This is a genomic window from Streptomyces sp. SS7, from assembly GCF_037993025.1.
Classification (GTDB): Bacteria; Actinomycetota; Actinomycetes; order Streptomycetales; family Streptomycetaceae; genus Streptomyces.
Genome location: NZ_CP141223.1, coordinates 60,461 through 75,445 on the forward strand (window position 1 = coordinate 60,461; position 14,985 = coordinate 75,445).

Annotated in this window: 11 protein-coding genes and 4 pseudogenes; 8 read left to right on the forward strand and 7 right to left on the reverse strand. The window is 69.8% G+C overall.

All coding sequences use genetic code 11. The annotated features are described in order from the left end of the window. Nucleotides 1-227 precede the first annotated feature (227 nt). Nucleotides 228-563, forward strand: coding sequence for a hypothetical protein (locus tag U5640_RS00275; protein WP_340373774.1), 336 nt, complete (start codon nt 228-230; stop codon nt 561-563). Between the two features lie 104 nt (nt 564-667). On the opposite strand, the pseudogene U5640_RS00280 reads toward U5640_RS00275, so the two are convergent. From U5640_RS00280 to U5640_RS00290, 3 genes and pseudogenes are all read right to left on the reverse strand, one after another. Then, nucleotides 668-907 (reverse strand): annotated as a pseudogene (locus U5640_RS00280) (hypothetical protein); the annotation flags it as partial. A 439-nt stretch (nt 908-1,346) separates the two neighbouring features. Then, nucleotides 1,347-1,586, reverse strand: a complete 240-nt coding sequence (locus U5640_RS00285; RefSeq protein WP_340384844.1) for a hypothetical protein — start codon at nt 1,584-1,586, stop codon at nt 1,347-1,349. Between the two features lie 144 nt (nt 1,587-1,730). Beyond that, on the reverse strand, nt 1,731-2,267 hold the full coding sequence (locus U5640_RS00290; RefSeq protein ID WP_340373775.1) for a TetR family transcriptional regulator: 537 nt from the start codon (nt 2,265-2,267) through the stop codon (nt 1,731-1,733). Between the two features lie 118 nt (nt 2,268-2,385). Between U5640_RS00290 and U5640_RS00295 the strand changes: the two genes are divergently transcribed. Beyond that, nucleotides 2,386-3,072, forward strand: coding sequence for an SDR family oxidoreductase (locus U5640_RS00295; protein ID WP_340373776.1), 687 nt, complete (start codon nt 2,386-2,388; stop codon nt 3,070-3,072). 253 nt (nt 3,073-3,325) lie between these two features. Then, a complete protein-coding gene (locus U5640_RS00300; RefSeq protein ID WP_340373777.1) occupies nt 3,326-4,210 on the forward strand; it encodes an alpha/beta hydrolase in 885 nt (294 codons plus the stop codon). Nucleotides 4,211-4,661: 451 nt separating this feature from the next. On the opposite strand, the gene U5640_RS00305 is transcribed toward U5640_RS00300, so the two are convergent. Then, a complete protein-coding gene (locus tag U5640_RS00305) occupies nt 4,662-4,985 on the reverse strand; it encodes a DUF6191 domain-containing protein (protein WP_340373778.1) in 324 nt (107 codons plus the stop codon). A gap of 205 nt (nt 4,986-5,190) precedes the next feature. Between U5640_RS00305 and U5640_RS00310 the strand changes: the two are divergent. Beyond that, nucleotides 5,191-6,326, forward strand: a pseudogene (locus U5640_RS00310) (transposase); the annotation flags it as partial. A gap of 75 nt (nt 6,327-6,401) precedes the next feature. After that, a pseudogene (locus U5640_RS00315) lies at nt 6,402-6,605 on the forward strand (transposase); the annotation flags it as partial. A gap of 97 nt (nt 6,606-6,702) precedes the next feature. Here U5640_RS00315 and U5640_RS00320 read toward each other — a convergent pair. Continuing rightward, nucleotides 6,703-7,992, reverse strand: a complete 1,290-nt coding sequence (locus U5640_RS00320; RefSeq protein WP_340373779.1) for a DUF418 domain-containing protein — start codon at nt 7,990-7,992, stop codon at nt 6,703-6,705. Between the two features lie 430 nt (nt 7,993-8,422). Further along, nucleotides 8,423-8,596 carry a hypothetical protein gene (locus U5640_RS00325; protein WP_340373780.1) on the reverse strand — a complete coding sequence of 58 codons (174 nt, stop codon included), beginning with the start codon at nt 8,594-8,596 and terminating at the stop codon, nt 8,423-8,425. A gap of 1,150 nt (nt 8,597-9,746) precedes the next feature. Here U5640_RS00325 and U5640_RS00330 point away from each other — a divergent pair. From U5640_RS00330 to U5640_RS00340, 3 genes and pseudogenes are all read left to right on the forward strand, one after another. Beyond that, nucleotides 9,747-10,766: an alpha/beta hydrolase family protein gene (locus U5640_RS00330; RefSeq protein WP_340373781.1), complete on the forward strand. Its 1,020-nt coding sequence runs from the start codon at nt 9,747-9,749 to the stop codon at nt 10,764-10,766. 39 nt (nt 10,767-10,805) lie between these two features. Beyond that, complete coding sequence (locus tag U5640_RS00335) at nt 10,806-12,053, forward strand: glycosyltransferase (protein ID WP_340373782.1); 1,248 nt, start codon at nt 10,806-10,808, stop codon at nt 12,051-12,053. A gap of 71 nt (nt 12,054-12,124) precedes the next feature. Beyond that, nucleotides 12,125-13,122, forward strand: a pseudogene (locus U5640_RS00340) (IS5 family transposase). Between the two features lie 206 nt (nt 13,123-13,328). Here the strand turns inward: U5640_RS00340 and U5640_RS00345 are convergent. Continuing rightward, nucleotides 13,329-14,756 (reverse strand): MFS transporter, encoded by a 1,428-nt coding sequence (locus U5640_RS00345; RefSeq protein WP_340373783.1) that lies wholly within the window; start codon nt 14,754-14,756, stop codon nt 13,329-13,331. Between the last annotated feature and the right edge of the window lie 229 nt (nt 14,757-14,985).

Below are 14,985 nucleotides of genomic sequence, written 5' to 3' on the forward strand. Positions count from 1 at the left end.
CCAGTATGTGTGGTTTTGTTCTTACAGTCCCGCGCGGCCCGGGCCGGATGCGCCGATCGGGAACCCGGCTGCGGGGCGGCAGGGAGGCGAACCCGGCCCGCCTGCGGGGGTGCGTCACCGTGGTGCCGCCCGCTCGCTTCGCCGGGCTCGCGCTACCGCCCGTGGCCGATGCGCGGCACACTTGAAGGGAAGCGTTCGTCGCAATTCATATGATCTGAGTGATGTGTATGACTTCCAGTGCAGCTCAGATGAACTCCGGCGCGGCCCAGACCTCTGAGCGCGGCATGGCTCCTGGCGATCTCAAGGCCAGGGCGGCGGGAATGGCCTCCCGACTGCCCGAGTTCCGGGGCAGGGATCTGGTCTTCTACGGCGGCCTGGGGGCACTGACCATCGCCGGTGCGCTCGAATGGCCGGTCGCCCTCGCCGTCGGCGGGGCCACCTACGTCGTGAACGGCGGCTGGACCCGGCGGGAGACCAAGGCGGGTGCGGGCGAGGCCGCAGAAGCCGGCGAGAGCGGCGGGACCGGCAAGGAACAGGAAGCCGCAGCGCGGCGCGCAGGCTGACAAGCCCGCCTTCCGCGGGTGAGGGGGAAGCGGCCTTTCCCGGCGTGACACTCCCTCACATCCACTGGCAGCAGGCTCTGACCGCACGCCGGTCGGAGCCTCCGTCAGGTGTGGTCGGCGCAGCAGGGTGTGGGCCGGGGGACTTCGAAGGGGGCCAGGGTGCCGCCGGCGGCCGGGATCAGGGCGAGGGTCAGCAGTCCGTCACGCCACTCGGGTCGTACCTGGTCCCGGGTGAGCACCGGGGTGGCCGGGTCGGGTCCCTGGCCGTCGGCCGACGGTGTGCCGACCACCGTGAGCCGGTCGACGGGGGCCAGGGCGAGCAGGTCGGCCCTCGCGGTACCCGATCACTGCGCCAGGCGACCATGATCAATCTCACGCCGGTACGACCACCACCAACATCTCCACGAACGCTGGCGCACACGCCTCCACCGGCTCACCACCGCCAACCCCCACATCCCCCCAGGCCCCGCCTCCCCCACACTGACCTGCCGCAACCTGATCACCTGCCCCGAGACCCTCGCCCTCGCCACAGCCCTCGGCCACCTGCCCCGTTATGTTTTCCGCGGCTCCGCAACGGGGCCGCTGGCCTCTGGGCCCGGCATGACTGTTGCCCCCTGTCGAAGGCATGACCTGGGGGGTGGTGTCACCGGGCCCGGGAGGTGCCGTCGGAGACGCTGATCAGAGGTCCGGCCACCGTCCGGTCCGGCGCAACGCCGGGCCGTTCGCGGACGGCAGGTCTGCATAACGTGGATGCGCTGTCTTCACCGACCGGGTGGCGGGCCGTCAGGGGCTGTCGCCACTCCAGTCCCACCGGGCCGGGTCGCCGGGGCGCGGGTGGTACAGCGCCCGCCCGCCGGACCCGAACTGCCCGAGCTCCGTGAGGAGGGAGACACCGTCGTCGATCTCCTGCGGCCTCCAGCCGGTGATGTCGAGCAGCAGTCCGTCCAGCGGCCCGCAGACCAGTTCGGCGCGGTTGCGTCCCGGCTTCGGGCCGGGGTGGTCGTGGTCGGTGCCGATGAGGATCTCCGGATTTCCCCACCCGCACTCAGGACGTTCCCCCAGAGCTGCTCTTGTTCCCCAGGGAGCCTGGCCAGCGCCGTCGAGACGAGTCCGCCCGGCCTCCGCAGGGGCTCACCCGACTCCGGGGAGCTGAGCGTTTCGCCGGCGTCAGTCGCCTCGGCCCAGTACCTTGCGGGCGGTGGCGAGGATCTCCTCGGAGACGGGTTCGCCCCTGGTGGCGCGCGCGAGGACGAGTGCGCCGACCATGGTGCACAGCCGGCTGAGGCCGTCGTCCTGGTCCGTGGCGAGACGCTGTGCCATCTCGCTGACGCCTTCGCTGTACTTGCGCTGCGCCGCGGGACCGCCCTGGCCGCGCGCGATGTCGGCTGCGAGGGCTGCCACAGGACAACCGCCGGCCACGTCGTCGCGGTGCCCGGTGGACAGATACGCGTCGATCTCGGCCTCAGGAGAGGCAGCCTCGGTCGCAGCGCCTCCGACCGAGGCTGCGAAAGCGTGCGTGGTGGCCTCGTCGAAGAGCGCTTCCTTGGAGGCGAACTGCTTGTAGAAGCCGCCGTGAGTCAGTCCGGCCGCCTTCATCACGTCCGCGACGCTGATCTGGCCCCCCTGCTCCTTGAAGAGTCGCGACGCGGTCTCGACGACGCGGCGCCGGTTCTCTTCCGCCTGCGCCTGCGATACCCGGCCCATCGCCCACCTCCCAAATAGATGCCACTCGTCATCTATAGTAGGCTCGATTTTAGATTACATATGTAATCTATTCGCGGGGTCGCCGGTGCGGCCCCTGACCTACCGGAAGTGATGGATCATGGAACTCAAGGGTGCGACCGCTGTGGTGACCGGCGCCAACCGTGGGCTGGGACGCCGCCTGGCCGAGCAGCTCGTGCAGCGCGGGGCGAAGGTGTACGCCGCTGCCCGCCGGCCGGAGACCGTGGACCTGGACGGTGTCACGCCGCTGCGGCTCGACGTCACGGACGAGGCCACGATCCGGGAGGCCGCCCGTGTTGCGTCCGATGCGACGCTGCTGATCAACAATGCCGGTATCTCCCTCGGCACCCCGCTGATCGCCGGCGACCTGGCGGCCGTCCGCGCGGAGATGGGCACCAACTTCCACGGGCCGCTCGCCGTCACCCGCGAGTTCGCCCCGGTCATCGAGGCCAACGGCGGCGGAGCCGTCCTGAACATCCTCTCCGTGATCTCCTGGTGGCACCCGGCCCAGGCCGGCTCCTACGCGGCGTCCAAGGCCGCAGCCTGGGCGATGAGCAATGCCGTCCGCGAGGAGCTGGCACCCCGCGGTATCACCGTCTCCGCGCTGCACGTCGGCCTGATGGACACCGACATGACCGCCGGTATGCCCACGGCGGACAAGGCGGACCCGGCCGACGTCGCCGCCCAGGCCCTGGACGGCATCGAAGCGGGCCTGCCCGAGATCCTCGCTGACGACGTCACCCGGCAGGTCAAGCAGGGGCTGTCCCAGACGCACGCCCTCAGCTGAGCCCACCGGGGCGGCGGCCCTCACCCGCTCGTCCACGGTGACCGGCCCGTGGACCCCGCGGTCGCGGGCCCGCCTCGCCACCCTGATCCACCCAGCAGACAACGGCCAGGAGACCGCCGTCGCGTCCACTGCCCGCGGGGCCCGACGGAAGGGGCACATCCTTTCCGCCACCGGGCCCCGCCCCAGAGGCCGACGCCCCTCCCGGGCCAACGAGCGAACCACAGCCTTCGACAGCACACAGAAAGCCCCCGTCATGAATGCACCAGGAACACCCCTGTCCCGTCCGCCGTCGTCGTCTTCGTACAAGGACGCGCCGACACGCTCGGTGTCCGTCCGCGATGTCGACTTCGTCTACCGGGAGCTCGGCCCCGAGGACGGCGTACCACTGATCCTCCTGAACCACCTGGCAGCGGTCCTGGACAACTGGGACCCGCGCGTCGTCGACGGAATCGCCGCCCGCCGCCGCGTCATCGCCTTCGACAACCGCGGAGTCGGCGGCTCAGGCGGCACCACACCCCGCACGGTCGAGGACATGGCCCACGACGCAGCCATGTTCATCAACGCCCTCGGGCTCGACCTGGTCGACCTGTTCGGTTTCTCGCTGGGCGGCTTCGTCGCACAGGTCATCGCGGCCGAGCAGCCGCACCTGGTCCGCAAGCTCATCCTCGCGGGCACCGGCCCCGCCGGCGGCCAGGGCATCGACAAAGTCACGGCGATCACGCTCCGCGCCGCACTCAAAGGAGCCCTGACCCGCCAGGACCCGAAGCAGTACCTCTTCTTCACCGACACCGCCCACGGCCGACGCGCCGGCCGCGCCTTCCTGCAACGACTGACGGAACGTACCGACAACCGCGACAAACCCATCGCCCCGCCCTCGTTCCTCGCCCAACTCAAGGCCGTCCACCGATGGGGCCTCCAGACCCCGTCCGACCTCTCGGCAATCCGCCAGCCGGTCCTCCTCGCGAACGGTGAACGCGACCGGATGGTGCCGAGCCACAACACCACCGACCTGGCCGCACGCCTGCCCCACAGCCAACTCGTCCCGCTCTACCCCGACGCAGGGCACGGAGGGATCTTCCAGTACCACGATGACTTCGTGGCCAAGGCACTGGCCTTCCTCGACGCTCCAGGCGCCTGAGAACTGCCGCGCCCGCCGGTCGAGACCCGGGCGTACCCGATCTTGATCTCGGTGCGGACGAGGGGTTCGGCGACGAGGAGGTCCGGATCGGGGGCCGGTTCGAGGGCGGTCATGGCCCCGGAGGATGTCAGAAAACGGTGGTCCGAGGTTGTTGAATGGCCCCGGTCTGATGCCGCCTGGCACGGTGGTCCGGAGCCGTGGCCCCGCAGCACACTCCGGCGACCGCCGAGCAGTTAGAGGAGGGGGCAGAAGCCGACGTCAAGGACGAGTCTTTCCACCCGATCGCGACCTTCGCAGACGGCGAGTGCGTCGGCGCATCGGCAGCCATCTCCTTCGACGTGACGGTTCCTGGCGGAGGCACGGCCAAAATAGCCGGTGTCACTTCTACGGACTGTCCGAACACAGGGTGCCACCGCAGGCTGAGCACGTTCGACGGCGGCTGGCGCTCGCCCTACCGACCAACTGGAGGAGACATCCGAATGACCGCTGTTCCGCCCTCCAGATCCACCATGGTCCGGTTCGGCGGCGCTCCGTCCTCCTCGTCGTCCCTCAGAATGAGCGCCGACTGGCGCTCCTTCAGTTCGCTCTGTTTGCCCGGCGAGAAGCTCGCATGAAGCTGCTCGAAGCCGGTTGCTGAGATCTGCCCCTGTCTGGCGCTGTTCCGCCAGGGCAGCAGCCCGGCTCGCCCGGCTCGCAGAAGCAGCTGGTCAGCGAAGGCCAGAACGGTCAGCACGATGACCAGTCCAGGCAGGGTCATGAAGACGGCGAATCCCATGCCCCCAGTATCAAGGGCAAGGCCCACATTCATACGCCCTCTTCGGAAACACATACGACTGCCTCGTTTGATTTTTGAGCCGGCCGCACGTTCACCGAGGATCAGAAACGGGTACTACGTAAGAGGTCGTTTTCACCTTAATTATTTATGTATCTCGCAGATTGCGAGTCGTGGTGGTCTGATGCTGGTGGCCCCGGCGAGCAGGAGCAACTGGCTCCGCCCCGACGCCCCCACCAGCGACGACCGGCTCTTCTGCCAGATCTACGGACGCGGCGACCGCAAGACGGACCAGCTCGTTCCCGGCCGGCCGTACTCCTTCGTCGCCGCCCTGGAGACCGGCCGGACCTCCTGGGTCGCACTGCTGGACGCCGTGCGCCTCGGGCCGGCCGACGACTCAACCGCCGTGACCGCCGCCCAACTGCATGATGTCGTCGAGCGGTTGACACAGGCCGAACACTGGCAGCCGGGCGACCCGAAGATCCTGATCATGATGGATTCCGGCTACGACGTCGCCTACCTCTCCCACGCCCTGGCGGACCTGCCGGTTGTCCTGGTCGGACGCCTGCGCTCGGACCGCGTCATGCTCCGCGACCCCGGCCCCGCCCGCTCCGGGCCGAAGGGCGGACGGCCGCGTCGGCACGGTGGCGTCCTCACCTTCGCCAAGCCCGAGAGCTGGCATCAGCCCGAGGTCACCACGCTCACGGACACCACCCGCTACGGCACCGCGGAGGCGATCGCATGGGACCGGATGCACCCAAGGCTCACCCACCGCGCCCCCCTGGCTGGACGACGCTGAGGAGGAACTCCCCATCCTGCACGGGACGTTGGTGCGGCTGAAAGTCGAGCGCCTGCCAGGCGACCGGGACCCGAAACCGGTCTGGCTGTGGTGCTCGGCCCCCGCTGCCACCGGCGCGGATGTGGACCGCTGGTGGCAGTCGTTCCTCCCGCAGATTCGACCTGGAGCACACCTTCAGGCTCCTGAAGCAGACGCTCGGCTGGACCGCCCCGAAGATCCGCCACGCCGACAGCGCCGACCTGTGGACCTGGCTCATCATCGCCGCCCACACCCAACTCCGCCTTGCCCGGCCGCTGGCCGAGGACCTCCGCCGCCCCTGGGAACGGCCCGCCGAGCCCCGCCGCCTCACCCCTGCCCGGGTGGGGCGGGGGTTTCGCAACATCCGCCCGACTACCGCTCGCCCAGCGGCGGCGCCGTAACCGTCCAAGCCAGGCCCGGGACGGCCTCCCGGCTCGAGGAACAAGCACCGGGCCACACGTCACGACGTCGGAAAGACAGTCAAACGCGCCGAATCGATCAAGGAACACCAAGCCCGACGAGGATAAATTCCAAGCTAAGACCGTGTCCTACGTGGCGAGGCGGTCGCTGGTCAGGGCAGGGGGCGGGGTACGTGGAGCTGGATTGTTCCGGACGGCCTGTGGGAGATCGCGAAGCCGCTGATCCCGCCGTCGAGGGTGCGGCCACAGGGCGGCGGGCCGCAGGACACGCCTGATGAGACGCTGTTCGCGGCGATCATCTACGTGCTGGTCAGTGGCTGTGCCCGGCGGGCTCTGCCGCCCTGCTTCGGCATATCGGAGTCGGCCGCTCACCGCCGCTTCCTCATGTCTGTCACCGTGCCGCCGTGCGGACCGAGTCCGGCTCGATCGGCCTTCGGCCGGGGAGGCGGCTCGTTGCGAGGGAGCGTCCCGCCCCGGCCGGGTCTCATCGGATGTGCTCGGCCGGCTTGGTGGCGGCGTTGAGGAGGTGTTCCAGGGGGCCTCGGCGGAAGAAGCGGGACCAGATCGCGGCGAACACGGTCGCCCCGAGGACGAACATGATCAGTGGCACCCATGACTGCTGGGTGCCGGTCCCGGCGGGCACGGACAGTACGGACTGCGCGAGGAAGTGGCCGACGTAGGCGGTCAGGGACATGCTGCCCACGGCGATGACCGGCTTGGCCAGGCGGCGCAGTCGCGGCAGGCGGTCCATCGCCACCGTCGCGCCCACGATCACGAGGACCGCGACGCCCACGCTGCCGATGATGTCGAACGTCGTCCCGCTGTGCGGCCCGGCCTTCAGCAGGTACGACGCGGACATCTCGGGGAACGGCCCCCCGTCGGGCGGCATCGAACCGCCGGCGGAGGGCATCGCCCCGGAGCTGCCGGACGACGACCCGTCTTCCGCCGTGCTCCTCAACGCGCCCGATCCGGCGAGCAGCAGGGACATGCCGTACGCGGCCGCGGTGAGGGAGGCGCCGAGAGCGGCGAGGCGCTTGTGAACGGTGCTGGAGGACAGGTCGAGGCGGCCCAGCGCCATGCCCGCGATCACGAACGACATCCACGTGAGTGCCGGGTAGAAGCCGGTGAGCAGCAGATCGAGGACACCGACCTCGCTGAGGTGGCGGAGCGGGTCGTAGGCGTTGATGCTCTCCTGGACCGACGGGGTCAGCAGCGAGGTCAGGAGGTACGCCAGCTGCGGTGCGGCCAGGGCGAACGCGGCCGCGACGAGGGCGAGGGTCCTGGCACTCAAGCGCACCAGGGGCAGGGCGAGGAGGAAGTAGACGCCGTAGAAGCCGAGGATGATCACTCCCCCGTACTCCATCGCCATCACGGTGCCCAGCGCCAGCAGGACCACGGCGCGGATCGCGATGCGGACCTTCGCCTGCCTGCCGGCCAGGCCGGTCTTCGGCTCGCGGCGGCCGGCGATCAGCGTCAGCGAGAACCCGGCGAGGGTGGCGAACAGGACCGAGGAGTGACCGTCCGCCATGTACCGGATCCAGCTGGCGGCGCCCGTCGTGGCGGACAGCGGGGGGCCGATGTGCACGATGTACATGCCGAACACCGCCAGCGCGCGGGCCAGGTCCACCCCGACGAGGCGTCCCGTCGAGGGACCGGGCGAGGCCGGCGCGGCGGACTCGGGGGGCTCGGGGGGCCCGGGGGAGGTCCGGGGCTGCGGAGGCGGGTTCTCCTGCGGAACTGACGTGTCCTGCGGTGTCGTTGGTGTCTGTGGCATCTGGAGACTCTCGCGTCGCCGCCGGGCGGGGAGCTATCCGGCAGGCTTCGGTAACGGCCCCGCCCACCGGCGGGTTCCGCCCCGCCGACCGGCGGAGTCCCATGCCGGCCTGTCCGCTGCGAACCTCGCCCGAGCAGCCGGGGTCAACGACCACCAGGAGCGCGGCGGTGCGCGGGCCGGCGGTGCCGCGGTCGTGGACGACGTCGGCGTACGCCTGCGAGCCGAAGGCGCGGACCGCCAGGGCCGGGTTACCTGTGTCGGCGGGCCGGCCGGTCAGCTGCCGGCGCAGGGTGTCCTTCTCCGCCGGCACGTACAGGGTGTGCTCCTGGCCCTGGGTGCGGTCGAGGCGGAACCCGTCGGGCGTCTCCGCGAGGAACGCGTCCGCGCCCGTCCAGGCCGGCGGGACGGGGATCTCCCGGGACGGTGTCGATCAGGTCGGGGAACCGGCCCTCCCGCGGACCTTGGCCGGCTGCAAGGACAGACGGCGGTGCATCGGCGCCGTGTGCGGCAGTGTTCCCTCGGAGGCCAGGCGGTACGCGACCTGGCGCAGCGTGAGCTTCATCGGCGCGTACCCGTTCACGATCTCCCGCGGCCGGTCCGCCACGGACGGCCACCGCACCCGCTCACGCGCCCTACCGGTAGGTGTACATGTACCCCTCGCTGCCCTGCGGCCCGGGTTCACGTTATCCACAGGCGCAAGCGTGACCGGCGGTTCCTTCGTACTCTGCTGCCCGCACCGGCCACACGGGGGTGTGCGGGATGCGGTACGGCGTGGTGGTGGAGGACCTCGCGGTGGAGGTCATGGCACCGCTGCCGGACGACCGGGCACGGCGGGAGGTGATGGCACTGGTGGAGGTCGCGCGGAGGGATCCGCGGGGTGCTGGATCCCGTTCATGCCGCACGCCGGTGCGATCGGGGTCCGTGACATCGGGTGGGCGGGCTGAGCTCGGGGCTGTCGGCAGCGGGGGTCCTCAGACCGGTTCCGGAGCCGGTCCTCGAGGACGAGTTGTCGCCGCGGCTGACGGTCTGGAGCAGTTGGGCGCACACGGTCGCTTCGGCGGCGAGGCCGGCCTGGGCTGCCCAGGACGGGCAAGGCGGTACGGACACGGGCGGTGGCGTTCGGCTGGAGGAGTGCGGACGCGTAGAGGGCGGCGCAGTCGAAGCCCTGGGGGCTTGGTCCCGTCCTTCCCGGTCGAGCAGCCGCAGGGGTGATGCGGTGGGGTTCGCCCGGTGCGGGTCGGCGTGGGCTGTGGTCCGGCAGGGCACGGCCGGGGCCGGGAGGCCCACGAACTCGGGGATGGCGCGGTTCGGGTAGTGCTCGCGCACGGTGACGCGGTCGGTGCTGGTAGCCGAGCGCTTCTGCAGTGTCCCTGCGGGCGCTTGCCACCAGGAGTCGGGCAGATCCGGGTCCTGGCGCGGGATCGGGTCGTCGGACAGGACCGGCTCATCGACGCGGGCCGACAGCCGCGCCCGGTAGGCAGTGCCGTGGTCGGAATCATCGTGCACCCCGCAGGAGTGCGGGCCGACGCCCGTGGAGGTGGCCGAGGGCATGCTGGGTGCCCGTGGCGATACCCGTGCCGTGCTGGAGGTGCTCACAGCGTGGTGGGAGGTTGATTTCCGTGCCCGTGCGGTGTGTCAGATGGTAGTCGATTGCCCGTTTCGGCATGGTGGGTGCGTCCATGTGCGGGGGCTCTGTCAAGGAAGCAGCAGAGCGTCGCCCTGGCGACCCTCCCCGGCAAGGAGCCCTCGACTCGATGTCATTCACCGTCACATCCTGGTCGTCCCCTGCATCCGGCGTCGTGCGTTGTTTCGCCTCCGTGCTGGCCGTCGTCGCCTCTTTGGTCGCTGCGGTGGTTCCTGCCCACGCGCACGGCCCGGGCAATGCGCCACGGGCCGCGGACGGCGATGCGAGCATTGCGTCGGTCAAGCAGATCGATGAACGCACGCAGGACATCATGGTTCACTCGCCTGCGATGCATTCCTCCATCCCGGTCAGAGTCATCCTGCCCAAGAATTGGAACTCGGAAAAGGAAGCGAAATTCCCTGTCCTTTACATGCTGCACGGCGGGGACGACAATTACACGTCCTGGACTCGCGAGACAGACGTCGAAGAACTCGCCAGGAAGTCTGATGTGCTGGTCGTCATGCCCGACGGCGGGAAATTCGGTTACTACAGCGACTGGCATGCAGGGACGCACAACTGGGAGACGTTCCACACGAAAGAACTCGTTCGGCTCATGGAGAAGGAATATCGCGCCAGTTCCGCCCGTGCGATCATGGGGCTTTCCATGGGAGGGTTCGGGGCCCTCAACTACGCGGGGCGGCATCGGGGGATGTTCCGGTACGTGGCTGCGATGAGCTCGTACGTGGACCTCAACGAACCGTCGGTGCGCCTCACCCTGCAACTGGGTTCGCAGAGGGACGGCATCGACATCAAGGACGTCTGGGGCGATCCGGTGCGCGACTTCGGCGTCTGGCAGGACCACAACCCTGCCGCGATGACCAGGGCGTTCCGCGGGACGCGCGTTCACCTCTCCACGGGTGACGGAACAGTGGGCCCGTTGGACGCGGGGCGGCCGCTGGACGTCCTGCTCGTCGGTTCCGTGGCCGAGACGGTGCTCCCCGAGCAGACCAGGCGATTCGCCTCCGCGCTGCGGTCGGCGGGCGTGACGACCACCACGCACATCTATCGGCCCGGTACCCACTCCTGGCCGTACTGGCAGCGAGAACTGCACGCGGTCTGGCCCACGGTGACGCGGGTTCTCGACCAGTAGACGGCCGCTGGAACCGCCCTTTGGGGAGAGGTCATCGATATGGGGCAGCCAACGGTGATGATTTTCGCCGGCGGATCCCGGGGAGACGTTCAGCCCTGTCTGGCGCTCGGGCAGGCGCTGCTCCGTCAGGGGATTGCCGTGCGCGTGCTCGCCAGCATGCGTTACGAGGATCTGGCCGCGGAGGCCGGGGTCCGGTTCCATCCGCTGCCGGTCGACCCGGCGGCCGTCATCGAATCCGTTGCGGGACAGGAACTTCTTTCCGGCCGGAAAGGCCCGGTTTCTTTCATCCGCAGGATGAACCGGGTGCTTCGGCCGTGTGTCGAAACGATCCTGGAGCAGGCCCAGGCCTGTGCTCGGGGGGCCGACCTCGTCCTGGCCCCGACGCTGGGTCTGTTCGGTGTTCATCTGAGCCAGAGTCTCGGTGTGCCGCATGCGGTGATGCATTTTCAGCCGAGCCAGCCCACCGGGGCCTTCCCGCATCCTTTCGTTCCCGCCAGAACGCTGGGCAGTCTCGGAAACCGGGCCAGCTACGACGTGGTCGACATCGGCACCTGGCTCTTGTCCCGCCGTTACCTCAATCGCTGGCGTGCCGAGGAGAGGGGATTGCCGCCCATGCCCCTGCTGTCCCCTCTCCGCGCCAGCCGCCGCGCCACCGTGCTCTGTGCCTTCAGCCCGACGGTGGTCGAGCGCCCGGCCGACTGGGGTCCGAACGTCCACGTCACGGGTTTCTGGAGCTTCGAGCGGCCCGGGTGGACTCCCCCGCACCGGCTGCGCGCGTTCCTCGGTGCCGGCTCGCCACCGGTGTACGTGGGATTCGGCAGTATGCGAACCCCCGACCCGCACCGCACGGACCGCAGCGTCCGCGCGGCTCTCAGGCGGGCCGGGCTGCGCGGCGTACTCGCCGGCGATCCGGCGACGAGTGAGGACGACATGCTGGTCGTCTCCGACACTCCGCACGAGTGGCTGTTTCCCAGGATGGCCGCGGTCGTCCATCACGGGGGCGCGGGTACCGCCTTCACGGCGCTTCGGGCCGGTGTGCCTTCCATGGCCTGCCCGTTCTTCGGCGACCAACCGTACTGGGGCGCACGCATCCACCGGCTGGGGGCGGGCCCGCGCCCCCTGCCTGCCCGGGACCTGACCGCTTCGGAGCTTGCTCAGCGGCTGACGGCACTTACGGGGAGCACCGTGTACGCGGATGGCGCGCAGCGGCTCGGCGACGCGCTGCGGGCAGAGGACGGCGCCGGCCGTGCCTGCCGCGTCCTGGAGCGGACTCTGTGCCGCCGCTAGGGAGCGTATTGGGTCGTGATCAATCTTCGTTCTGTCCGTGGGGCGGGGCCTGGACTGGTAGACCTTCTTGGATGACTCGCGTGCAACTGACGGATGCGGAGTGGGAGTTCATCGAGCCGTACCTGCCGATTGGCGAGTACGGCCCGTACCCCGAGCGGCTGCGGCAGCAGTTCGAGGGCGTGATCTGGCGGTTCAAGGCGGGCGGCCAGTGGCGGGAGATGCCGACAGAGTTCGGCGCCTGGTCGACCGTCCACAACCGTTTCCGGCAGTGGCGTGATGCCGGAGTCTTCGAGGCCCTGCTGGAGGGCCTGATCGCGGAAGCCGCGAAGCGCGGTGAGGTGGACCTGTCCCTGGTCAGCATCGACTCCACCACCGCCCGGGCCCACCACGACGCGGCCGGCATGCACCTGGAGGAGGAGGTCCTCATCGCTTTGGAGAAGGCTGCCACCGAAGCGGAGAAGGCCAGGTCAAAGGGGGTGACTGCGACGAACAAACCGGGCAGGGGAACGAAAGCAACCCCGAGCGGGAAGAGCGACAGCGCATCCGGCGTCGGCACAAACTCCGGCTGAAGGCCGCCCTCCTCGGACGCTCCCGGGGTGGGCAGACCAGCAAGATCCATGTCGCCGGCGACCGGAAGTGCCGCCCGCTGGCCTTCATCCTGACCGCGGGCCAGGCCGCCGACAGCCCGCAGTTCATCCCCGTGCTGGGGAAGGTGCGGGTGCGTGGGCCTGCCGGCCGCCCCCGCACCCGGCCGGGCGCAGTCGCCGGGGACAAGGCGTACTCGTCCCGCGGCAACCGCGCCCACCTGCGTAAACGCCGTATCAAGGCGGTCGTCCCGGAGAAGAGGGACCAGGCCGCCAACCGGCAGAAGAAGGGCTCCAGAGGCGGCCGAGTCAGCCACGACGCTGATCTCTACAAGGAGCGGAACACCGTCGAGCGGCTGATCAACAAGCTCAAGGCCTGGCGAGGCATCGCTACGCGGTACGACAAGACACCCGCCAGCTACCTCGCCGGCCTTCACCTCCGCGGCTCGATGATCTGGCTCAGAGAGCTCACCCGGACCACCTAATGATCACAACGCAATACGCTCCCTAGTGCGGTGACCGGAAAGGTTTGCCGGGAAGCTCGCGGCGTCCGGTGCGGTGCATCGCACGGCCAAGCGTCGCCCGCGTGCCGGATGTTCTCGGGGGATGCAGACTACGCGGCGAGGTGCCGTGCCGGGCGTCGCGGGCCGGTGGACCTGTCCGGTCGCGGCACTCGGCTCGCGCGGGGGCTTCAGGAGTCGACGAGTGTCTTCCTCGTCGCCCGGGGAGAGCTGCGCAGCGCCCACAGCGCTACTGGTGCACCGGCCCCCACCAGCACGGCGGCGACGCACAGGCCGGCCTGGTAGCCCGTCGCGAATGCCTGGCCGTTCACGGCTCCCCCGGCCGCGAAGGACTTCTCGACGAAGGTGACGACCGCGCCCACCAGCACGATGCCGAACACACCGGACAGCTCCCGTGCCGCGCTGAAGAGGCCCGCGGCGAAGCCCGACAGGTGGCCGGGAGACGCCCCTAGCGCCCTGGTGGTCAGGGGCAGGGCCAGTGCGGAGCCCGTCCCCACGGTCGTCAGCCCCGGAAGGAGGGCGAGCAGAGTGCCTCTGCGGCTGCCCGCCGCGACGAGCAGCAGTCCTGCGGCAACCAGCAGCAGACCCGAGGAAGCGACCCGGGCGTCTCCCCACCGCCGGGCGAGCGCGCCGACGAAGGGTGCGGTGACGAACAGCGCGCAGACCACCGGGGTGAAGGTCAGGCCGGCTTTCGTCGGGCTGAGCCCGAGGCTGTTCTGCAGGAACTGCGAGGTGTAGAAGTACACCCCGCTCACGCCCAGGCCCCACAGGAGCTGGGTGACGACTCCGCCCGCGAAAGCGCGCCGGTGCAGCAGCAGGACCAGGGCGGGGCTGCGCCCGGGCCGTCTGATGCAGCGGAGCGTCAGCAGGCCTGTTGCGGCAACGGTCCCGGAGAGCATGACCGACGGCTTGGTGAATCCGTAGCTCGGTCCCTGGATCAGGAAATAGGCGAGGGCGGCCAGGGACAGGCAGGCCAGTGCGATCATGTGGTGCGGGACTGCGGCGGCCGGCCGGGGGCGGGCGCGCCCGGTGCGCCGCGGTGCTCCGGGAATCGCCGCGGCGCCGATGGCGAAGCCGGCCAGCCCGAGGGGAATGTTCAGGGTGAAGAGCCACTCCCATCCGAGCTGCTGCGTCACCACGCCGGAGATCACGGGTCCGAAGGCGAGTGCGGACGCCATCGTGGCCGATGTCGCGCCGAACGCGAGGGTGCGCACCCGGGGCGGCACGTCGAGCGTCATGACGGCCAGCGAGGACGGCAGGATGAACGCGGCGCCGGCGCCCTGCAGGGCGCGGAAGCAGACGAGCATCGTTCCGGTGGCCGACAGGGCGCAGCAGACCGAGGACAGGGTGAAGGCCGCCACACCGGTGAGCAGTGCCCAGCGCCGGCCCTTCGTGTCCGTGAGTTGCCCGGCCATCAGCAGAAGGCTGGCCAGCGTCAGCGGATATGCGGTGGCGACCCATTTCACGTCTGTTTCTGACAGTGCGAGTTCGTGACGCATCTGCGGCAGGGCCACGTTCACGATTGAGCCGTCGAGGGCCGTCAGAAATGTGGAGAGAACAGCAGTCGACACGACGCTGAGGACGCGCAGCCGGCTCATGGTTTCCTCCCGAGGTGCGATACCCCGGCTTGGGGAGAAATCATGTGTGTGGACTGTAGGCCTGTCCCACTGCGCAGCCTGGCCTTCGTGTGCGGCACCGGCGTGTCACTGGAATATGCGACATCTCCGTGTTTCGCTGTGCCATCGATGCCCCGGCGAAGCGCGGCCCGTCAACGACCCTGCTGGGAGCCGGACCCCGCGAAGGCAGGGCAGAGCGCGCCACTCTTGC